Genomic DNA, 20833 nt, shown 5'->3' on the forward strand with positions numbered 1-20833 from the left:
AAACGGCAAACCTCAAACGTCAAATTAAAACACCCGTTCCCCGCCTACCCACGTCTGCGCTACTTTGGCGGTGCGGAGCTGCTCGTTGGGAATTTTCAGGATGTCCTGCTCCATAACCACAAAATCGGCCTGTTTGCCGGGCTGGATGCTGCCGCGCAGGTGGTCTTCAAAATTGGCGTAGGCGGCCCAACTGGTCATGGCTCGCAGGGCAGCGGTGCGGTCAACGGCGTTTTCCATCTGGAAGCCACCGGCCGGATACCCTTTGTCGTCGACGCGGGCTACGGCGGCATGGAAACCGTAGAGAGGGTTAACGGCTTCCACCGGAAAGTCGCTGCCGAAGGTGATATAGCCATTCTGCTTCATCAGGTCGTTGAAGGCGTAGGCGCCCTTCACCCTGACCGGCCCCAGGCGGTCGGCGGCCCAGTACATATCGGAGGTGGCGTGGGTGGGCTGTACCGACGGGATGACCGAATACCGGTTGAATTTCCAGAAGTCGTCGGGCGTCACTACCTGCGCGTGTTCAATGCGCCAGCGCCGGTCGTTCTGCGTTTTCAGCAGCTTGCCGTACAGGCCCAGAATCAGGTGGTTGGCCGAGTCGCCGATGCAGTGGGTGTTGGCCTGAAATTTACTGTCGGCCAGCAGGGTCAGAATGCGCTCCAGTTCGGTTGGGCTTAGCAACAGGAAACCCTGGGTGCCGGGCCGGTCGCTGTAGGGGGCACGGAGGCAGGCACCGCGGGAGCCCAGGGCACCATCGGCGTAGAGTTTGAACGAGCGCACCGTCAGCCGGTCGGTCTGGAAGGGCCCCCGTTTCAGGTAATAATCCAGGTTGGGCTCGCCAAGGCTAATCATCACATAGTCCCGGATCTTGAGCTTGCCTTCTTGCTGGAGCCGTTCTACGAGTTCAATATCGGACCGGTTCAGGCCGGCATCCGACACGGTGGTGAGGCCGTGCGACAGGCAAACCTTCTGGGCCGCCAGCAGCATCCGCTCTTTGTCGGCAGCGTCCGGCTGCGGAATCACCCGCCGGACCAGTTGCATGGCATTATCGACCAATACACCGGTAGGCTGTCCGTTTTCCAGCACTACCTCACCACCCGCTACCTGAGAGCCGCTGGTAAGCTGCGCCAGTCGCATGGCCTTTGTGTTTACCAGCATGGCATGACCATCAACGCGGGTGAGGGCTACCGGTATGTTCGGAAAGGCGGCATCCAGTTTGGCTTTGGTGGGAAAGCGCTTCTCCGGCCAGTCGTTCTGATCCCAGCCCCGGCCAATGATCCACATTGCGTCGGGGTGTTTTTGGGCGTAGTCTTTCAATCGCTGAATCACTTGATCGTACGAAGCGGCACCCACCAGGTCGGCCTGGTCAAGTACCTGCCCGAGTCCCATAAAATGGGCGTGGGGGTCGTAAAAGCCGGGATAAACGGGCTTGCCGCCGAGGTCGGCCACACTGTCGGCTTCATATTGGTTCAAAATATCGTCTGTGGAGCCGACGGCCAGGAATTTGCCGTCCTGTACGGCAAAGGCCTGAGCCGTGCTAAAGGTGGAGTCGACGGTATAAACGGTAGCGTTCCGGACGATCAGGTCGGCTTTTTTCTTCGTTGAACAACTCGCCAGAAGGAGCGTTGATACAAGTAGCAGGTAATGCGTTTTTTTCATCGTGGGTCTGTTAAAACAGGCTAAAAGTAAGCAAAAGAAGTGAGGGAATCCGGCAAAATTACCTGATCCGGGTAATCTGTTCAGTCGCTGTTCGTTTACCGGATAATGCGCTTTATCAAATCTGATTACGTTATGAAACAGTTCGTACTCCTTTGTTTTCTGGTGGCAGGTAGCTCCATACGCGTGTTTTCTCAGGTTTTGGCCGACTCCCTCAGGCTCACCAATCAGGAACTGGACAGCCGGTATATTTATGAGGTAGAGAACCGGAAAGAGCCTGATAAGGTGCTTCATGCCGAGCCGCTGTACATCGACCTGATTCGGGATCTGGGTGCCCGGAAAGGGGAGCGGGAATGGAACGTGGGCCTGGGACTAACCGACAACCTCCGGTTTGATACCTATCAGGCGCTGATCGAGTACGAATTTGCTCCTATAAATCGCCTGGGCTTAGAGGTAGAAATACCGGTTACCGTTTATGCCCTGAACGAGCCGAATCAGAGCCGCCCTTCCGACCGGATTGAGAGCCTGAAAACGGCAGTGCAATGGTCCTTTCTAGTATCGGAGCGGCTGAAGACCACCTTAGCTGTCGGCTATATCAACGAACTGAAATTTGCCGATCTGGCACGCTGGCGCATAGAGCCGGTGCTGATGGGCAATGAGTTCAATCCGTTTTTTATTGCTGCCAAACGGTGGGGGAACAATTTCCATACGCTGATCTATACCGGTCCGCGCTTTGAGCGGTTGTTCGGCAGCCGAAAATGGCATAATGTCTACGAAATCAATACCAATTTCCACCTGATGATTCCCGGCACCCGGAACTTTCTGGGGGTTGAACTCAACAAGCAAATAGAGCATGGCCGACTGAATGGCGTAGCCCGGCCGCAGCTTCGGTTAGGCATCACCGATAACCTGCTGATCGGTATTGTGGCGGGTATACCCTTCAGCCGGCAGAACCAGCGACTCAGCTCGTTTCTGCGTATCATTTACGAGCCGTCCCATAAAAACCGCAAGCCGGTATTTGTCGGGTGAGCGCTGCCGGAAATCTGCAAAAAATTCAAGTATATAATTCTTTGCCGCTTCTTATTTGTAGGCGTGGTCAGATAAAGTGTAACTTTGACCGTTAACTACAACTATTTTGCACGGATGCGCTTCTTGTTTGTTTTCTCTTTGTTTGTCTTTCCATACGTTCTTGTAGCCCAGGCATTACAAAACCCGGCTCAGCGGGCGGTTCAGCAAACTGTTTTGGTGCAACAGGGCGAACAGATTACCCTGGCAGACGCAATTGCCTCCGCCCTGGAGAAAAATTATGCTATCCGGATTGCCCGCGCTCAGGAACGGATTGCCAACAATAACAACACGTTCGGTAATGCCGGGTTTTTCCCGTTAGTCTCGGCTCAGCTTCAGCGAAACTACATTAAGCAGAACCTGCGGCAGGAGTTTTTTAATGCCCTGCAGCCGCCCCAGCGCATCTATGGGGTGAACAACAATAACCTGACCGTTGGACCTGTTGTGCAATGGACCATTTTCAACGGCCTGGGTATGTTTGTTGCCTACGACCGGCTGAATGAACTGGTGCGGCTGAGCGAAGCCAATACCCGCGCTAATGTAGAAGCCACCGTTGCCGATATTGCTACCAGCTACTACGATGTAATCCGGCAGCTCCAGCGGCTGGTGGCGTTCCGGCAGGCACTCGAAATATCGGGCGACCGGCTCGAACTGGCCCGTGCGAATTACGAAGTTGGTACCCGCTCGAAAGTTGATTTTCTGAGCGCTCAGGTTGACTATAACGCCGACAGTGCCGCCTACCTGGCGCAGGAACAGGCGGTGCGTAACGCCAAAGTTGTTCTGAATACCCTGCTGGTGCGCGATCCTAATACAGAATTTGCCGTGCGGGATACCATTATTGTCCGCCCAGACCTGGTGCTGGAGAACCTGCGGCAATCGGTGCTGGCCAACAATCCGCAACTGGTAACGGCCGCGCTGAACCGCCGGGTAGCCTACCACGACATTCGCCTGCTGCAGGCCCAGCAACTACCCCAGGTAGATCTGCTGGCCAACTATAACTTTATTGCCCAGAACAACGAAGCCGGCTTCGGTATCCGCCAGGCCCGGAACGATGTGCTGACGTACGGCATCCGGATTGCCGTGCCCATTTTCAACGGGTTCAACCAGCGACGGCTGATCCAGAACGCCAAAATCAACTCCCTGACGGCTGAGTATCAGGAGGCCAACCAGCGGCTTCAACTCCAATCGCAACTGGAGCAGACCTTCAACCAGTACCAGAACAGCCTGAAGCTGGTTAATCTGGAGGTCCTGAACTACCAGATTGCCATCCAGAACGTCGATATTGCCTACGAGCGCTACCGGGTCGGCAACTCCACCGCCGTTGAATTCCGGGATGTGCAGCGGAACGCCGTAGCCGCCCAAACCCGGCTCATCGACGCCGAGTTCAACGCCAAAGCTGCCGAAATCGAACTCCTCCGCCTGAGCAGCACCATTGTGCAGAATGTGCGGTAGATAGTTAAGAGTTATTGCTTGCGCGAGCTTTTTAACTCATAATTCTTAACTCTTAACCTGGTCTTTCAGAAACTGCAGCAGGAGCTTTTCGGTGCCGTCGAGGCCGTACGGGCTCGTCTGGCGGTAGCGGTTTTTGTTGCGAATGTACGGATTGAGGTCCTGACACTCGTAAGCGTCCAGAATTTGCGGATGAACGTAGTGCTTCCGGCAGATGGTACGGGTATTGCCCAGGCGGTGCGATACGTCATCCAGCACGGAGTTTACATTTTTTTTCAGCTCTTTCTCCGAATCACAGGGTTTCAGGTCAACCAGCAGCCGGAGGGCATTGACGGTACCCGCCCAGGTGCGAAAGTCTTTGGCTGAAAAATCATCACCCATCGTCTCTTTCAGGTACTCATTCACCATGCCCGAGTCGAGGCTTCGGCGCTCACCGGCTTCGTCGTAGTACTGAAACAGTTCGCGGCCGGGGATGTCGCGGCAGGCCTTTACCAGGTTGGCTAGTCGGCGATCCCGGACGGTTATGTCGTGGTAAATACCTTTTTTGCCTTTGAACGCAAACCGGATGGCGCTGCCTTCGGTCCTGACGTGCCGGTCTTTGAGGGTTGTCAGGCCGTAGGAGCCGTATTCTTTTTCATACGACGCATTACCCACCCGGATCAGCGTCTGCTCCATAACGCTTAGGGCAATAGCAATTACTTTTTCGCGGGTGAGTGCCCGGTGCTTCAGGTCTTTGGCGATGCGGGCACGGAGCAGCGGCAGCTTTTCGCCGAAGGCAATCATCCGAAAGAACTTGGTTTCGCTCCGGATCGCATTCCATTGCGTATGGTAGCGGTATTGCTTGCGGCCTTTGGCATCAATGCCGGTAGCCTGCAAATGGCCGTTGGGTTTGGCGCAGATCCAGACGTTGGTCCAGGCGGGGGGGAGCGCCATTTTTCGGATGCGGGTCAGGGTATCTTCATCGCTTATTTCCTGCCCATTGGTATCGGCATACACAAAGTGGTCACCTGCCTGCCGTCGGCTGATGCCCGGCATTGTATCACTCACATACACCAGCTTAACGGCCTTTGCCGCTTTCACCGGGTTGCCGGCTAGTTCCAGTAAATTCATAAAAAAGAAAAGCAAGTCATCGTTGACCTGCTAATAACGGGTTGCCATATGCGGAAGTTTTAAACACGGTTACACCTCGGCGGCTTTGCCGAAACAAAGCAGCGAAAGAGCAACCGTATAATGGTAAAAATCAGTAGGGTGAATGTACCGATAAAACGAAGGCGCTTTGGTAGAAAGGCCCAGCAGCATCACGGCAAAAATAATCCAGACAGAGCGGGGGTTACGGCGCATCAGGCCGTAAACGGCCATCAGCATGACTACCAGGATGGATAGCGCCGTTACAACCGGCGCAAAATCACTAATGGGGGGCAGACGGAGAAGAATAAACAGGAACAGGCCTAGCACCAGCGTCACGGCAAAACTGAACACGCCCAGGGTGAGGTTATTGAGCAACGCCCAGACGGCCGTCACAACGCTGACGATGCCCAGACTGCCGGCCAGCGTAATTAAGGCGTGGTAGAGTTGCCCGATAGCCTGGTAGCCGGCAAACCACAGCAAACCCGCCACGGCTGCCAGCGATATGGTAAGCAGAAAGAAGCCCCACAAGATTCGGTTGTACCGGGCCATGCGCTGGTAGTAGTGCCAGAAAACGCCAAAACCGGTACTCGCCAGGACTGCTTCAGAAAGTACATGCGAAAAAATCATCTCGTCCGTTAGGGTTTTATCCGTAAAAGAAAATCGCCGGGCTGGTATACTACGCACAGACCACCTGCCGTCTTTTAGTATAACCAAATCCAAAGGCCGGTTGGTGTGTTAGTCTGGATAATACTTTTGTACTTTGGCAGTTTCGCTCTACTTTTACGCCAGTTTTACAAAGTCCTTCTTCCGCGAAAAATTATCGCCAACGATCTACCAACTGTCATGAGTGTTTTAGTCAATCGAAACTCGAAGGTCATAGTTCAGGGATTTACCGGCTCCGAGGGGAGCTTCCACGCGCAGCAGATGCTGGAATACGGTACTAACGTAGTCGGCGGAGTAACGCCCGGAAAAGGCGGGCAGACGCACCTCGACCGGCCGGTGTTTAATACCGTCCGAGATGCCGTAGAGCAAACCCAGGCCGATGTTTCCATCATTTTTGTGCCGCCTGCTTTTGCGGCCGATGCCATTATGGAGGCTGCCGATGCCGGTATCAAGGTAATCGTTTGTATTACAGAAGGTATTCCGACAAAGGATATGGTGGCCGTGAAGAATTACCTGCACGGCAAAGAGGTCCGGCTGATCGGCCCCAACTGCCCGGGGGTTATGACCGCCGAAGAATGTAAAGTAGGCATTATGCCGGGCTTTATTTTCAAAAAAGGCACCATTGGTATTGTCTCTAAATCCGGAACGCTCACCTACGAAGCCGTTGACCAGCTGACCAAAGCCGGTCTGGGACAAACTACGGCCATTGGTATCGGCGGGGACCCGATTATTGGCACCACTACCCGCGAGGCCGTTGAGCTGCTGATGAACGACTCCGAAACGGAAGGCATTGTCATGATTGGTGAAATTGGGGGTGGTATGGAAGCCGAGGCCGCCCGCTGGATAAAAGAGAACGGTAACCACAAACCGGTTGTTGGGTTTATTGCCGGCCAGACTGCGCCGAAAGGCCGCCGGATGGGCCATGCCGGTGCCATTATCGGGGGAGCCGACGACACGGCGGCCGCCAAAATGGCCATCATGCGCGAATGCGGTATTCACGTGGTTGAGTCACCGGCGCTGATCGGCGAGACGATGCTGAAGGCGCTGGGCCGGGCCTGATACTGGTTTATCCGGTAAGTACGACTACCTGGTAATTTATAATGTGAAGTTTTACGTATTTTTGTGTAGCCGGAACGGTGTAGTCGTTCCGGCTTTTTTGTATGCCGGCTGGAAAAAAGGGATTCTGGATTACATGGGTGGCGTGGCTCGGCCTGACGGTTGGGGTACTGGCACAGGCACAGGAGGGCATTGGCCCCGACCGGAGTTTTTACCCCGTTTACGACTTCCGGGACGATTATCTGGTCTACGACGAGTCATACAGGACCTATGTGCCTTACCTGAACGAGCAGCACAGCACGATTCCGGCAACGAGTGTTTTTATCGATCTGGAGAGTAACCGCCACTACAGCATTCTGCTGTCGTCGCAGAAAGATGCTTACCTGTTTATCAACGCGGCTCTTCAGCGTAAACTGCCCGCCAGGCAGTGGCTGGTGCTGAATATTGATAGTCTGTACCAGATCTATCATCAGCCGGAAATTTTTCTGACCCTATACGGCACGCCAGGTATTGAGGGCAAACAACTCTACCTGGGCTACCCTAAATCGGCTACGGAAACCCCGGTTGTGCTCAGCGATGAGGGGCTGAGTATCCGGCCCCGGCCGTCATCGGTATTCGACGATTTTTTCGGGCTATGTCTGGTGTTTTTGCTGGCCACCCACGCCTTTCTGTATAGTTTCAACCGGCGGGCTTTTCTGCGCTTTTATAGCATCCGGGATCTGTTTTCGCTGCGGGTTCGGGAAGAAACCTTCCTGATTAATAAGCCGTTGAGCCGGATTACCATGCTTTTTCTGCTGAATCTGAGCTTTGTGGCGGCTTTTCTGATCATGTTTGTCCAAAGCCGGAATATCAATTTATTCTCGTCGCGGTCGCTGTTGCTTCCTGGTCAGCAACTCCCCGAACTCATTGCCGATTTCTTTTTAATCAGCGCCATTGCGTTTGTGCTGCTGCTGGGTAAGTACTTTGTATTGTATGCGCTCGGAAACCTGTACCGGCTGGAGGGTATTACTAATATTCACTATTTCAAGGCGTTGCAGTCGTCGCTGTTGTTCTTTACCGGTGTAGTTGCTATCCTGACGGTGATTACGTATAATGTGCCCGATATTTCCTGGCTAAATACCTACCTGATGGTTCCGTTCGTTACGTTTTACCTGGCGCGGCTGGCCCTGCTGTATCTGGTGATCACAAATGTAACCCCCATTAAAAATCTCTATTTATTTTCGTACCTTTGCATCATTGAATTGATCCCGCTGATAATCGGTGTGCGGTTCGCGCTGTAAGGCAACCGGGTTCAGCTTCGACCCCTAAACGAGGTGTATTCAATGAACGAAACAAGCACGCAGAATGCGCAGGAGCGGATGACAAAAGTATCCACTATCCTGATTTCCCAATCCAGACCGGCTGATGCCAATTCGCCTTATTTTGACTTAGCCAGTAAGTACAATTTACATATTGAGTTCAGACCTTTTATCCAGATCGACGGCGTATCGTACAAAGATTTCCGTAAGCAAAAAGTCACTATTCTCGATCATACGGCTATTATTTTCACCAGCCGGAATGCCATCGATCATTTCTTCCGCATTTGTCAGGAGGCCCGCATTGAAGTGCCGGCCGATATGAAGTACTTCTGTATTTCTGAGCAAACGGCCAATTACCTGCAGAAGTATATTGTGATTCGGAAACGGAAGATTTTTTCGGGTACGAAAACGGCATCCGAATTATTTGACCTGATCAAGAAACACAAGAACGAAAAATTCCTGTTTCCGTGCTCCAATATCCGGCGCAACGATATTCCGGAGTTTATGGATACCAGCGGGCTGCATTTCACCGAGGCTGTAATGTACGAGACCGTATCGTCGGACGTATCGGATCTGGCCATTTATAGTTTCGATATTATTGCGTTCTTCAGCCCTTCGGGCGTTACGTCCCTGTTTGCCAATTTCCCGGAGTTCAAGCAGAACGGAATCCGCTTGGCGGCTTTTGGACCAACAACTGCCAAAGCTGTTACCGATGCCGGACTGATCCTTGATATTCAGGCCCCGCTGCCCAATGCACCGTCTATGACCGGGGCCCTGGAGTTGTACATCAAAAAAGCCAACAATCTGTAAACAGCAATGTTATGTAGAGGCTGGGCCGGGTGCCCAGCCTCTTTTTTTGTCTCAATAATTTTGGAGATCCGGCGTTAACTTGATAAACTGCCGGCAAAGGCTAAATTTTATCAATTGCACCATTCGCTTCGGCTCTATATGATTCGTACGCTTTACTGTTCTGCTATCGTTCTGTTCATGCTGCTGACGGGCCGCGCTGCCTTCGGGCAGCAGGATCCCCAGTTTAGTATGTACATGTTTAACCCACTGTATCTGAACCCGGCCGCAGCCGGCTCCGAAGGCGTTACGCGCTTTCAGCTTATGCACCGGACGCAGTGGGCCGGGTACCAGCCTACCTTCGACGATGGTGGCGCGCCAAGTACGCAGTTGTTCGCCTTTAATATGCCCCTGGCGCGGTTTAACAGCGGAGTGGGTTTGTATGTGATGAACGACCGGCTCGGCCCGATGGTCAACCAGGCGCTACAGGTGTCGTATGCGTACCGGATGGCACTTAAAAACGGCACGCTGTCGCTGGGCGTGCAGGGTGGAGTATACAGCAAAGCGATTGATTACGGACGGCTGCGTGCGCGGGAGAATCCTGATCCGCTGATTCCGGCGGGCCGGATTGCTCAAACCCAGCCCGACCTCGGAGCCGGCGTGTATTATAACACAACGGATTACTGGTTTGGGATTAGTATGATGCATATCAATCAGGCCGCCTACCGGCTGGGAGCCGAGCGGGCAACCAACCCGCAGACCCGCACAGCCTACCTGACGGGGGGCTACCGGCTCGGAATCGGCTATGATCTGGATGTGCAGCCCTCGGTACTGGTCAAAACCGACCTGAATACGGTATCGGTAGAAGGAAGTGTGATTGCAACGTATGAAAACCGGTACTGGGCCGGCTTATCATACCGGCAACAGGACGCGCTCATTGCCACCATTGGCCTGAGTATGCTGCGGAACAATGCCTTACGGTTCGGATATGCCTTTGATTTTACGGTTGGCGGGCGTGATGTAAAAAGCCCGACCTCCCACGAAGTGTTACTCAGCTATTCGTTGCCGGCACCGGACCCCCGCCGGAAGCCTATTGTCCGTACGCCCCGGTTTCGGTATTAAATCATTAAAAAACAGAAGGCTGTCCGGAAGTGATTTTGTGCGCCTAACAATTTGGCACCCTTATTGTTAGGCTGTTTGCGGCAAAGGTTGTATTTTTGGGAAGAGTTACCCCATAAAAAGAAGCAACCGTAGTTGGCCTAAAACATACGTTTGGCAGTCTGAATTTCGTTTTTAACCAAAAAAAAAGTAATCATACAATAACCTAACGGATTTTCGTTTTTAGACAGGTCTTGCACAGGTTCTTAATGTACCCTACAATTATGAAGTACAACGGTTATACCATTTACGCAACTCGTGTGTTCCTGGTCGCGGCTACGGTTCTGCTCATGCAGGGTTGCGGGTTTTTGAAGTCAAAGTTTGGTGGCGGTAAAGGGAAAAGTGGCGACGTCGGTATTACCAACGGTGAAGTTACCGCCACTGCCCGGAAAGGGTATAAGCAAACTACCCCCTATGGAATGGTGCTCATTCCGTCCGGTTCGTTTATCATGGGTCAGGCCGACGAAGATGTGGCGGCTACCCAGATTAACATGAACCGCCGGGTGACGATCAGTTCATTCTACATGGACGATACGGAAATCACCAACCATGAGTACCGGCAGTATGTAAACGCCCTGCTTGCCGACTCGGTATCGGTGATGGGCGAAGAAGAAATCATTGCGAAGTATTACCCGGATACTACCGTCTGGAAAAATGACTTTACCTACCATAACGGTGACCCCATGCTGGAGTACTATTTTGCGCATCCGGCATTTGATACCTATCCGGTGGTGGGCGTGAGCTGGCGGTCGGCGCAGCATTTCTGCCAGTGGCGTACCAATCTCTACAATGATTACCGTACCAAAGAAGGTATGGTGCAGTCTCCGCGCTTCCGCCTGCCGTCAGAAGCCGAGTGGGAGTGGGCCGCCCGTGGTGGTAAACCCGGTGCCAAATACCCCTGGGGTAACCCTTACGTAGCAAACGGTAAAGGGTGCTATCTGGCCAACTTTAAACCGCAGCGGGGTAATTTTGATGCCGATGGCTACCCGTATACCGCCCCGGCTAATGCCTACAATCCAAACGATTATGGGCTATATAACATGGCCGGTAACGTAGCCGAATGGTGCCGCGACGCCTTCGCCGAAAACTCAAACGCCATTGTCTGGGATATGAACCCGGATAACCAGAACCCCGATGAGCCGCGTAAAGTGGTGCGGGGTGGTTCCTGGAAGGATATTGCCTACTACCTCGAGACAGGAACCCGTTATTATGAATATGAAGATCAGAAGCGCTCGTACATCGGTTTCCGGTGTGTGATGGATAACCTGGAAGGCCGGACGGCCGCTGCCCGTAACCGGGGTGTTCGTTCTAACGCAAAACGTCGTTAATCACCTAATCAAACATACAATTCAATACATCCCAATTCAATTTTTGTAACATGGCTAAGAGTAACGGTTCAAATTTTTTCTTTGACAAATTTTTGCCAACTGCGTATAGCTTAGGAGCGGCTGTGGTGGTTTTAGGCGCTCTGTTTAAAATACAACACTGGGAAGGTGGTGGAACTATGCTTACTATTGGTCTTTCGGTTGAGGCCGCCATCTTTGCCCTATATGCCATTCAAACATTTGCCCAGCCAACTCAGAAAGAGCCGGACTGGACCCGCGTATATCCCGAATTAGCTGAAGATTTTCAGGGTGAACTGCCATCACGGGCCAAATCTAACGGCCAGAGCAATGGCCTGACCGTTGGGTTGGACAAGATGCTGGCTGATGCGAAAGTAACGCCGGATGTGTTCGAACGCCTGGGTACCGGCTTTCGCAGCCTGAACGATACCGTTTCTAAACTGACGGATATTACCGATGCAACCGTAGCAACCAATGAATATGCCCGTAACGTAAAAACGGCGGCTCAGTCAATCAACGATATGAACAAGTCATACGGGGTAGCCATCACCGCCATGAACTCAATGGCCGATGCTACAACGGATGCCAAAGACTACCGGTCGCAGTTCCAGAAAATTACCCAGAGCATGGGCGCGCTGAATGCCGTATACGAACTGGAGCTTCAGGATACCAACAAACACCTGAAAGCGATGAACGCATTCTACGGCAATCTGACGACCGCTATGGAAAACATGGCCGATGCCAGCCGCGACGCACAGCAGTTTAAGAACGAAATGGCCAAGCTGACCAGCAACCTGGCTTCCCTGAACAACGTATACGGCAGCATGCTGACGGCCATGCGGGGGCAATAATCTTCTAATAATACGTTTGAGGTTTGAAGTTTAAGGTTTAACGTTGGCCCCGCCAATTTCAAGTTAAACCTCAAACGTTAAACCTTAAACGTCAAACGTAACACTCAAAAGTAACAAGTACCATAATTTATGGCAGGCGCAAAAGAGACACCCCGTCAGAAAATGATCGGGATGATGTATCTGGTATTGACCGCAATGCTGGCCTTACAGGTTAGCTCGGCCTTGCTGGAGAAATTCATCCTGCTCAACAACAGTTTAGAGACGTCTACGGGGGCCGCTAACCGGGTAAACCAGGGCACCTTACAAAACATCAAAGCTACCGTTGAAAAGTCCGGAAACCGGGCGGCCGACCTCGCAATTGTTAAACAGGCTGAAGAAGTTCGCCAGATAACATCGGGCCTCGTCAGTGAGATTGATGCTGTAAAACAGCGGCTGATTACCGAAGCAGGTGGTGGCCTAGACGAGCAGGGGAACATTAAAAACCCAAGTGAAGAAGAGAAAGTCGCCATTATTATGATTGGCGGCAACAAAAATGGCGTAGCGTACGATATGAAAAACAAGCTGAACAATTATGTGCAGCAGTTGTCGAAGTACACTACCGAAAAGTTTCCGTCGCTGGCGATGGATGCTAAGGATGATCCCATCGCGAGCCGGGCTCCGGAGCAGCGCAACAAAGATTTTGCCGAACTGAACTTTGCCCAGACACCGGTACCGGCAGCCCTGGCTGTATTGAGCCAGCGGCAGATGGACATCCGCCGGATGGAGGGTCAGGTACTGGATGTGCTGGCCTCGAAAGTGGGGGCGCAGGATGTGAAATTCGATAAAATTATGGCCATGCTGAGCATGGAGTCCAAAGTGGTGGTAGCCGGCACGAAAGTGAAAGGCGAAATGTTCCTGGCGGCTTCTTCTTCGGGGGTAACTCCGCGGATGAGCCTGAACGGCGGTGCCGTACGGGTGCAGGATGGCCGTGGATTGATTGAATTTACCGCCCAGGGTGGCGCGTACGATAAGAACGGTCTGGCCCGTCGGGTGCTGACAGGTTCTATCTCGTATCAGGCTCCTAATGGCGAAGTGAAAACCGTTCCCCTGCAGCAGGAGTACTTTGTCGCCAAACCGTCTTACCAGATCGAAACCGGTACCATGCCGCCCCTGTACCTGGGTTGTGCCAACAAACTCAGCATCCAGAGTCCGCAGTTAGGTGCCTTGTGGAACCCGAACTTCTCGGCCAATGGGGCTGATGTATTATCGGGCGGTGAGCGGGGTAAAATTACTATTGTGCCAAGTTCGGCTCAGGTAGCGTTGAATATCAGCAATGGTGGAAACTTGTTAGGTACCGAGCGCTTCCGCGTGAATCGTGTGCCTCGACCTACGCTGGAAGTATATGCTGGCGGCTCAAAAATAGACGAACGCCGGGGTATGCCTGCGTCTGCTGTCCGTAGTGTTCGGGTGCAGGCGATTGCCGACGAAAGTTTCCGTAACTACTCACCGGATGACGCCAACTTCCGCGTATCCAGCATTACGGTATCCTTAGCCCGTGGTTCACGGCGGGTAGGTAATCCGGTTACCTTAGGCTCCGGTGGCGGTTCTCTGGGTTCATTAGCTGCTGAAGCGCAGCCCGGTGATCGGTATGTAGTAGAGGTAGAAGGTGTACAGCGTCGCAATTTCCGGGGTGAAATCAGTGAGGTGCCGATGGGCCGTCCGATCTATAACATTCCGTTGAACTAAGTTGCACTAAACAGGCAGCAGATTCGTTAATACATTGCACGAATAAAGAGACTGAATTGACAATGAAACAGACGAAAACAGTGCGGTTTTCTGTGGGTGCCGTAGCCGTTGCGATGCTGGCTGTGGCCAGTGGAAGCGTGATGGCGCAGGAGAAACCTACCAGCAGCGCGAATGATCTGTCGGTTCGGCCGATCAACGACCAGGACATCATGATGAAGAAAACTCTTTGGCGTCGGATCGACCTGAAGGAGAAGCAGAATCAATCGATGTTTTCGAAGAATAATGAAATGTCGAAGTATCTGATGGAAGCCGTGAAAGCGGGTCTGCTGGATGCTTATGAGAATGATTCGGTGAAGACTAAAATGACGCCGGAGAAATTCCAGCAGAAGATCATTATGCCCAATACGGGTGGTGGTCTGTCGGCGGAAGAAATTGCGGCCGGTTTTGGTCAGGAGGGCGCTAAAGCCAATGACGGCTGGGGTGATGCTCCGAAAGATAAAAATGCCGCTAAAAAGCCGCCGGTTGATGACGGTTGGGGTACTCCTTCGCTGAAAAAGGCGACCACAGGACCCGTTGACGACGGCTGGGGAACGCCGGCTCCTAAAAAGTCAACGGCCACTGCTAAGAATGCTAAGGGTAAGAAGGGGGCTAAATCAACGCAGCCGGTAGAGGCAAAACCCGAAGCAACGACTGCTGTTACTCAGGCTCCCGCTATTCAGGGTGACGAGTATTTTGCCCGTGACCTGAACATTCTGGAAATTAAGGAAGACTGGGTTTTTGACCGCAAACGCTCACGCTTGTATTACGATATTCAAACGGTAACGTTGTATTTACCCGCTGATAAAAACCCGGCCGGTCTGGAAGTTCCGGTAGCTTCGTTCAAATACAAGGATCTGGAGAAACTGTTCCGCAGCGACCCGAAGAAGTTTATCTGGTATAACCCCCAGAATCAGGCGCAGCACAAGAATCTGGCCGATGCCTTTGACCTGCGGTTGTTCTACGGCCGGATTACCAAAGTGTCAAATCCGGAAGATAAGGATTTGATTGGTATGTTTGGCGATAAGGAAGGTCTGCTACGTTCGTACCAGATCGAACATGACCTGATGGAAATGGAGCACGGTCTGTGGGAATACTAATAGCATCCTGATACCAACAAAAAAGGCAGCCCGAAAGCTGCCTTTTTTGTTGTAAACCAATGCTTACAGGGCTATGGCTTCAAAGTATTGCTTAATTTTTTGCGCTTTATCAGCACCTACTATATCGGCTATTTCTTCTACCGGAGCCTCCCGGATCTTCTTGACGCCCTTAAAGTACTTCAGCAATTTAGTGGCCGTCACTTTACCGATGCCTTCAATATTTTCCAGTTCACTAATCAGGCTGTTGCGGCTGCGCTTGTCGCGGTGGTAGGTGATGGCAAAGCGGTGGGCTTCGTCGCGGATACGCTGGATCAGCTTCAGTGACTCTGATTTTTTATCGATGTACAGCGGCAGGCTGTCTTCGGGAAAGTAAATTTCCTCCAGCCGCTTGGCAATGCCAATGATGGGTATCTTGCCATACAGATCCAGTTCTTTCAAGGCATCACAGGCGGCACTGAGCTGCCCTTTACCACCGTCTATTACAATCAGGTCCGGCAGTTCGCTGTTTTCCTCCAGCACGCGGGTATACCGGCGGGTCACCACCTCATGCATACTGGCGAAGTCGTTTGGCCCGATAACCGTTTTTATCGAGAAGTGACGGTAATCTTTGTTCGAAGGTTTACCGTCGATAAAGCAGACCATGGCCGACACTGGATTGGTTCCCTGAATATTGGAGTTATCAAAACATTCGATCCGCCGGGGAATGGTTTTTAACTGCAGATCCTGTTTGAGCCGGATCAGCACCCGGTCTTTTTTGCTGGCGTTCGCCGTCGCTTCGGCCGCCGATTGTTCGGCTCGTTCGCGTCGGAAGTACAGCACATTCTTCATCGACATATCCAGCAGCTTCTTTTTATCGCCAATCTGCGGCAGGGTGATCTCGGCTTTCAGGTCAATCTCCAGCGGAATGTTCGTGATAATTTCCCGCGCTTCGCTGCCGTACTGCTCCCGAAATTCGATAATCAGCATGGCCAGCAGGTCGGCATCAGTCTCATCCAGCTTCTTTTTAACCTCTACGGTATGGGTCTGGATGATAGTACCGTTCACCACCTTCATAAAGTTGATATAAGCCGCCGACTCGTCCGACGCAATGGTAAACACATCGGCATCGGCAATCTTGGGATTCACCACTGTCGATTTGCTCTGGAAGCGCTGTAGCACATCCAGCCTCTCTTTATACTGCTGCGCCTGCTCAAACGCCAGTTCCTGGGCAGCCTCCACCATTTTGTTCTTAAAGTAGTTCTGCACCGGTCCCAGGTGGCCTTTCAGGATATAATGAACCTGCTCAATATCCTTATTGTAGTCCTCTTCTGACTGCCGGGCTTCGCAGGGGCCTTTGCAGTTGCCGATATGGTATTCCAGACACACCTTAAACTTGCCGGCTTCCACATTCTCCGGGCTCAGGTTATAGTTGCAGGTACGGATGGTAAACAGTTGGCTGAACATCTCCAGCACCGTATACATTGGCCGCAGGTTGGCAAAAGGGCCATAGAATGTTCCTATGTTCCGGTCGATGCGCCGGGTGGTGATTACCCTGGGAAAGCGTTCGTTGGTGACGCAGATGAATGGGTAAGTTTTATCATCGCGCAGCAGAATGTTATACTTTGGCTGGTACCGCTTAATCAGCTGGTTTTCCAGCAGCAGGGCGTCAAATTCGGTATGGACAATGGTGAACTCGATCTTACGGATCTGGCTGACCAGCCGCAGCGTTTTGCGGTCGTGCTGACTGGATTTGGTAAAGTAGCTGCTGACCCGGTTTTTCAGGTTTTTGGCTTTCCCGACATAAATGACTTCTCCTTCGGCATTGAAATACCGGTAAACGCCGGGTTCGTCGGGCAGTTTGGCCAATTCTTTTTTATAATCGAATGCTTCGGACATAAACGGCTGGGTAACATCCGGAACGGCGAAGGACCGGTGGATTTACCGATGTAAAAACAAGCGGCAGATGTGAAAGGTTGCCTGCTGCACATCCCGGTAGCCGTTTTGAAGCGCTTCGGTTAGCGGTTGCGGGCGGCTCAGGATGGAGAAGGCGGCTGTGAGGCCGGTGGCTATTACTTCTTCCGGTGTCAGATCCAGCGTTCCACACAGGGCAACTACGGGGATACCAACCGCGTTGGCACGGTCGGCAATACCTTTCAGGAGTTTGCCCTGCAGGGTCTGCCGGTCGGTTTTTCCTTCGCCGGTGAGCACCAGATCCGTACCGGCGAGGTGCTGATCAAACCGGACCTCATCCATAACCAGCCGAACGCCCTCCTTCAGTTCGGCTTTCAGGAAAAATAAGGCACCGGCCCCCAGACCGCCCGCAGCACCAGCACCGGGTACTTCTGCCAGATCGGTGCCAAACTGCTGTTGTATCAGGGTGGCTATCTGTTGCAGGCCCTTATCCAGTTCGGCTACCATTGCCGGCGAAGCGCCCTTCTGCGGTCCGTAGATAGCGGCTGCCCCGTTAAGTCCGTATAAGGGATTGGTAACATCGCAGGCTACTGATACCGTTAGCTCATCGGGCAGGGGTGATCGGGTCGGCGGATTGATCTGTTTTATCTGTTGCAAAGCAGCTCCGGAGGGTATAAGTTCCTGTCCGTTCTGGTCGAGAAACTGCCAGCCTAACGCAGCGGCCAGCCCCATGCCCGCATCGTTGGTGGCGCTGCCGCCAATGCCCAGGACAATATGCGTGACGCCCAGCGCTACCGCGTGCTGAATCAACTGCCCGGTACCGTAGGTGCTTGTCTGCAACGGATTGTGCTCCGAGGGGTCCAGCAGCCGTAAGCCCGATGCCTGAGCCATTTCAATAAAGGCGGTTTTGCCGTCGGCCGATGTCCCGAAGCCGGCCTGAATAGCGCGGCCGAGCGGATCGAGCACCGGAACGGTATGCCAGCAACCGTGGGTGGCGTCGGTCAGCACTTCGGCCGTTCCTTCACCGCCGTCGGCCAGCGGCAGGGCCACTATATCCGCATCCGGCGCTGCCAGCCTGATACCTTCCATCATGGCATCGCACACCTGCCGGGCGGTCAGGGAACCACGGAATTTGTCGGGGGCAAGGAGGATTTTCATAGGGTTTAAGAGTAGTGATTAGTCGATAGTCAATAGTCGTTAGTTTTAGGAACAGCCTACTATTGACTATCGACTAACCACTAATTCAAAATCTCCTCTTCTTCCGTCGGTACAACCTTGGGTGGGGTATACTTCTGGGTAGAGTCGATATAGTAGCCTCCGCAGTCGATCTGGAAATTGTTGGGCTTGCGGAAAGGCTCCGGTTTATAGCGCGGCAGACTGGGGTCGGCATAGACCTTTTTCATGTACAGCGCCCAGGCCGGCATGGCCAGGCGGGCACCCTGCCCAAACTCAATGCTGCGGAAGTGAATACTGCGGTCGTCGCCACCAACCCACAGGCCGGATACCAGGTGCTGGGTCATGCCCATAAACCAGGCGTCGGAGTAGCTGGAGGTGGTACCGGTTTTGGCGGCAATCTGGTTTCCGCCTTCCAGCAGCTTATACATAAACCGGAGCCGACCGGCCGTACCGTTCGGTTCTTCTACGGCACCGCGCATAAGGTACAGCATTTCGTAGGCCTTATCGGCGCTGATAACCTGATTGGCCTCCAGCGAAAACGTTTTCAGGATATTGCCGTTCTTGTCGGTAATCCGCAGGATTGTCAGTGGTTTTACCCGGTGGCCGCCGTTCACAAACGTACAGTAGGCGGCTACCATCTCGTAAACGGATACTTCGCCGGTGCCCAGGCTCAGCGTTGGGTTTTCCGGCAAATCGCTCTCGATACCCAGCTTACGGGCGTACTCAACGACCGACCGGGCTTTGGTTTTTTTGATCAACTGCGCACTAATCGAATTGATCGACTCTCCCAGGGCCTCCCGTAAAGACAGATCCCGGTAGCTATACCGGCCCGTCGAATTTTGGGGGGTCCAGGCCGGGCCTCCATTGTTATCTTCCCCGTGGGCGAAAGTAACCGGCTGATCGGTCAGGCGGTCGCAGGGCGTCATAAAGTTCTTGTCCAATGCCGCCAGGTACAGGAACGGCTTAAACGTAGAGCCTGGCTGCCGGCGCCCCTGCCGAACATGGTCAAACTTCATGTGCTTAAAGTTTACACCACCTACCCAGGCTTTCACATAACCCGTGTTGGGGTCCATAGACATAAAGCCGGTGCTCAGCAGGCGCTTATAGTACCGGATAGAGTCCAGTGAACTCATGGTTGTGTCTTTCTCGTTGCGCTTGCCCCCATACACAAACACCTTCATTTTGTTGGGCTTCCGCATCTCCCGCCAGATAGCCTGCTCATCATGGCCAAACTCCTTTTTCAGTTGCGCATAGCGAGGGGTTCGGCGGGCTACCTGCTCAATAAAGTTGGGCAGCTCTTTCCAGGTACCGTTTTTGTCTTTGAACACCCACGGATTACGGCCCCGCCAGTGTTCATAAAACAGGCGCTGCTGCGTTCGCATGTGCTCCAGCACGGCAGCCTCGGCATACGCCTGCAGCCGGGAGTCAATAGTGGTGTAAATCTTCAGACCACTGGTATACAGGTCCAGCTCGGCGTTCGGGTTATTTTCGTTGTAGTCATCGACCCACCTCAGCAGATCGTCTTTGATAACAGCCCGGAAGTAGGCGGCCATGCCGGTATTCTGGTTTTCGATACTAAAGTCCAGTTTGATCGGTTTTTCTTTGTATACCGCAAACTGTTCGTCGGTCAGAAAGTTGTACTTCCGCATCTGCCCCAGCACCACATTACGGCGTTGCAGGGCCCGCTCTTCAAACAGGCGGGGGTTATACCGGGATGGATTTTGCAGCATCCCGACCAGCAGGGCCGCTTCTTCGACATCCAGTTTCCAGGGTTCTTTGTTGAAGTAGGTTTTGGCGGCTGTCTTGATCCCGAACGTATTGTTGCCGAACGATACCGTGTTCAGGTACATCATCATGATTTCCTGCTTGGTATAGTTGCGTTCGAGCCGGACCGACAGAATCCACTCTTTGGTTTTGGCAATGACCGTACGAACCAGCGGGATATTACCGAGTACGCCTTTATACTTTTCACTGCGGGTCTCAAACAGGTTTTTGGCCACCTGCTGCGTCAGCGTACTACCCCCGCCGGAGCCGCTGCTGCCCAGGGCAATACCAAACACCGCCCGGAAAACCGAACGCGGGTCAATGCCGGAATGCTTTGCAAAGCGGGCATCTTCAGTAGCCAGCAAGGCTGAGATGACATTCGGCGAGACCTGCGTGATTTCTACCGGTGTGCGGTTTTCGAGGTAGTACTTACCCAGAAGCTGACCGTCTTCGGTATACACTTCCGAGGCCAGTTCACTCTGCGGATTTTCGAGGGCTTTCAGGCTGGGCATGCCACCGAAAAGCCACAGGAAATTGTAGCTGACGGCAAACACATAAACAACAAGCAGAACCAGGGAAATGAGGGTGACTCTCCAGAGATTTCTGATAATAGTCCGATACAGACCTGGCTGTAATTTAATCATTCTGTACAATCTATTTTAGGATTACCTGCCCGGCAGGTGTATCACGTC

General features: G+C 52.9%; 16 protein-coding genes. 10 read left to right on the plus strand and 6 right to left on the minus strand.

The window, feature by feature from the left end; genetic code table 11:
- Positions 1 to 24: 24 nt before the first annotated feature.
- Positions 25 to 1656: an amidohydrolase gene (locus tag ABD931_RS07640; RefSeq protein WP_345265596.1), complete on the minus strand. Its 1632-nt coding sequence runs from the start codon at positions 1654 to 1656 to the stop codon at positions 25 to 27.
- 132 nt (positions 1657 to 1788) lie between these two features.
- On the opposite strand from ABD931_RS07640, the gene ABD931_RS07645 reads away from it, so the two are divergent.
- Both ABD931_RS07645 and ABD931_RS07650 read left to right on the plus strand, forming a co-directional pair.
- On the plus strand, positions 1789 to 2682 hold the full coding sequence (locus ABD931_RS07645) for an HAEPLYID family protein (RefSeq protein ID WP_345265599.1): 894 nt from the start codon (positions 1789 to 1791) through the stop codon (positions 2680 to 2682).
- Positions 2683 to 2796: 114 nt separating this feature from the next.
- On the plus strand, positions 2797 to 4170 hold the full coding sequence (locus tag ABD931_RS07650) for a TolC family protein (protein WP_345265600.1): 1374 nt from the start codon (positions 2797 to 2799) through the stop codon (positions 4168 to 4170).
- A gap of 45 nt (positions 4171 to 4215) precedes the next feature.
- On the opposite strand, the gene ABD931_RS07655 is transcribed toward ABD931_RS07650, so the two are convergent.
- Positions 4216 to 5277 (minus strand): DNA topoisomerase IB, encoded by a 1062-nt coding sequence (locus tag ABD931_RS07655; RefSeq protein WP_345265602.1) that lies wholly within the window; start codon positions 5275 to 5277, stop codon positions 4216 to 4218.
- Between the two features lie 69 nt (positions 5278 to 5346).
- On the minus strand, positions 5347 to 5922 hold the full coding sequence (locus tag ABD931_RS07660) for a hypothetical protein (RefSeq protein ID WP_345265604.1): 576 nt from the start codon (positions 5920 to 5922) through the stop codon (positions 5347 to 5349).
- A 216-nt stretch (positions 5923 to 6138) separates the two neighbouring features.
- Between ABD931_RS07660 and sucD the strand changes: the two genes are divergently transcribed.
- The 8 genes from sucD to porN all read left to right on the plus strand — a co-directional run bounded on the left by sucD (position 6139) and on the right by porN (position 15311).
- A complete protein-coding gene (gene sucD, locus ABD931_RS07665; RefSeq protein ID WP_345265606.1) occupies positions 6139 to 7017 on the plus strand; it encodes a succinate--CoA ligase subunit alpha in 879 nt (292 codons plus the stop codon).
- A 101-nt stretch (positions 7018 to 7118) separates the two neighbouring features.
- Positions 7119 to 8294, plus strand: a complete 1176-nt coding sequence (locus ABD931_RS07670; protein WP_345265608.1) for a DUF4271 domain-containing protein — start codon at positions 7119 to 7121, stop codon at positions 8292 to 8294.
- 42 nt (positions 8295 to 8336) lie between these two features.
- Positions 8337 to 9122, plus strand: a complete 786-nt coding sequence (locus ABD931_RS07675; RefSeq protein ID WP_345265610.1) for a uroporphyrinogen-III synthase — start codon at positions 8337 to 8339, stop codon at positions 9120 to 9122.
- Between the two features lie 138 nt (positions 9123 to 9260).
- Entirely contained in the window at positions 9261 to 10220 is a 960-nt protein-coding gene (locus ABD931_RS07680) for a PorP/SprF family type IX secretion system membrane protein (protein ID WP_345265612.1), read from the plus strand.
- Between the two features lie 260 nt (positions 10221 to 10480).
- Positions 10481 to 11584: a T9SS ring complex lipoprotein PorK/GldK gene (porK, locus tag ABD931_RS07685; RefSeq protein WP_345265615.1), complete on the plus strand. Its 1104-nt coding sequence runs from the start codon at positions 10481 to 10483 to the stop codon at positions 11582 to 11584.
- A gap of 50 nt (positions 11585 to 11634) precedes the next feature.
- Positions 11635 to 12450: a type IX secretion system motor protein PorL/GldL gene (gene porL, locus ABD931_RS07690; protein ID WP_345265617.1), complete on the plus strand. Its 816-nt coding sequence runs from the start codon at positions 11635 to 11637 to the stop codon at positions 12448 to 12450.
- Positions 12451 to 12579: 129 nt separating this feature from the next.
- The gene (gene porM, locus ABD931_RS07695; protein WP_345265619.1) at positions 12580 to 14175 is read left to right on the plus strand and encodes a type IX secretion system motor protein PorM/GldM; all 1596 of its coding nucleotides are present in this window, start codon (positions 12580 to 12582) and stop codon (positions 14173 to 14175) included.
- A gap of 62 nt (positions 14176 to 14237) precedes the next feature.
- On the plus strand, positions 14238 to 15311 hold the full coding sequence (gene porN, locus ABD931_RS07700) for a type IX secretion system ring subunit PorN/GldN (RefSeq protein ID WP_345265621.1): 1074 nt from the start codon (positions 14238 to 14240) through the stop codon (positions 15309 to 15311).
- A 63-nt stretch (positions 15312 to 15374) separates the two neighbouring features.
- On the opposite strand, the gene uvrC is transcribed toward porN, so the two are convergent.
- The 3 genes from uvrC to ABD931_RS07715 form a co-directional block, all read right to left on the minus strand.
- The gene (gene uvrC, locus ABD931_RS07705; protein WP_345265623.1) at positions 15375 to 17186 is read right to left on the minus strand and encodes an excinuclease ABC subunit UvrC; all 1812 of its coding nucleotides are present in this window, start codon (positions 17184 to 17186) and stop codon (positions 15375 to 15377) included.
- A 42-nt stretch (positions 17187 to 17228) separates the two neighbouring features.
- Complete coding sequence (locus tag ABD931_RS07710; RefSeq protein ID WP_345265625.1) at positions 17229 to 18359, minus strand: glycerate kinase; 1131 nt, start codon at positions 18357 to 18359, stop codon at positions 17229 to 17231.
- A gap of 80 nt (positions 18360 to 18439) precedes the next feature.
- Positions 18440 to 20785, minus strand: coding sequence for a penicillin-binding protein 1A (locus ABD931_RS07715; protein WP_345265627.1), 2346 nt, complete (start codon positions 20783 to 20785; stop codon positions 18440 to 18442).
- Positions 20786 to 20833 lie beyond the last annotated feature (48 nt).

The sequence above is a fragment of the Nibrella viscosa genome, from assembly GCF_039541875.1.
In the GTDB taxonomy this organism is placed as follows: Bacteria; Bacteroidota; Bacteroidia; order Cytophagales; family Spirosomataceae; genus Nibrella; species Nibrella viscosa.

Coding starts and splice junctions, on each gene's coding strand:
- ABD931_RS07640 (WP_345265596.1), bottom strand. CDS start 1,656: ATGAAAAAAACGCATTACCTGCTACTTGTATCAACGCTCCTTCTGGCG.
- ABD931_RS07645 (WP_345265599.1), top strand. CDS start 1,789: ATGAAACAGTTCGTACTCCTTTGTTTTCTGGTGGCAGGTAGCTCCATA.
- ABD931_RS07650 (WP_345265600.1), top strand. CDS start 2,797: ATGCGCTTCTTGTTTGTTTTCTCTTTGTTTGTCTTTCCATACGTTCTT.
- ABD931_RS07655 (WP_345265602.1), bottom strand. CDS start 5,277: ATGAATTTACTGGAACTAGCCGGCAACCCGGTGAAAGCGGCAAAGGCC.
- ABD931_RS07660 (WP_345265604.1), bottom strand. CDS start 5,922: ATGATTTTTTCGCATGTACTTTCTGAAGCAGTCCTGGCGAGTACCGGT.
- sucD (WP_345265606.1), top strand. CDS start 6,139: ATGAGTGTTTTAGTCAATCGAAACTCGAAGGTCATAGTTCAGGGATTT.
- ABD931_RS07670 (WP_345265608.1), top strand. CDS start 7,119: ATGCCGGCTGGAAAAAAGGGATTCTGGATTACATGGGTGGCGTGGCTC.
- ABD931_RS07675 (WP_345265610.1), top strand. CDS start 8,337: ATGAACGAAACAAGCACGCAGAATGCGCAGGAGCGGATGACAAAAGTA.
- ABD931_RS07680 (WP_345265612.1), top strand. CDS start 9,261: ATGATTCGTACGCTTTACTGTTCTGCTATCGTTCTGTTCATGCTGCTG.
- porK (WP_345265615.1), top strand. CDS start 10,481: ATGAAGTACAACGGTTATACCATTTACGCAACTCGTGTGTTCCTGGTC.
- porL (WP_345265617.1), top strand. CDS start 11,635: ATGGCTAAGAGTAACGGTTCAAATTTTTTCTTTGACAAATTTTTGCCA.
- porM (WP_345265619.1), top strand. CDS start 12,580: ATGGCAGGCGCAAAAGAGACACCCCGTCAGAAAATGATCGGGATGATG.
- porN (WP_345265621.1), top strand. CDS start 14,238: ATGAAACAGACGAAAACAGTGCGGTTTTCTGTGGGTGCCGTAGCCGTT.
- uvrC (WP_345265623.1), bottom strand. CDS start 17,186: ATGTCCGAAGCATTCGATTATAAAAAAGAATTGGCCAAACTGCCCGAC.
- ABD931_RS07710 (WP_345265625.1), bottom strand. CDS start 18,359: ATGAAAATCCTCCTTGCCCCCGACAAATTCCGTGGTTCCCTGACCGCC.
- ABD931_RS07715 (WP_345265627.1), bottom strand. CDS start 20,785: ATGATTAAATTACAGCCAGGTCTGTATCGGACTATTATCAGAAATCTC.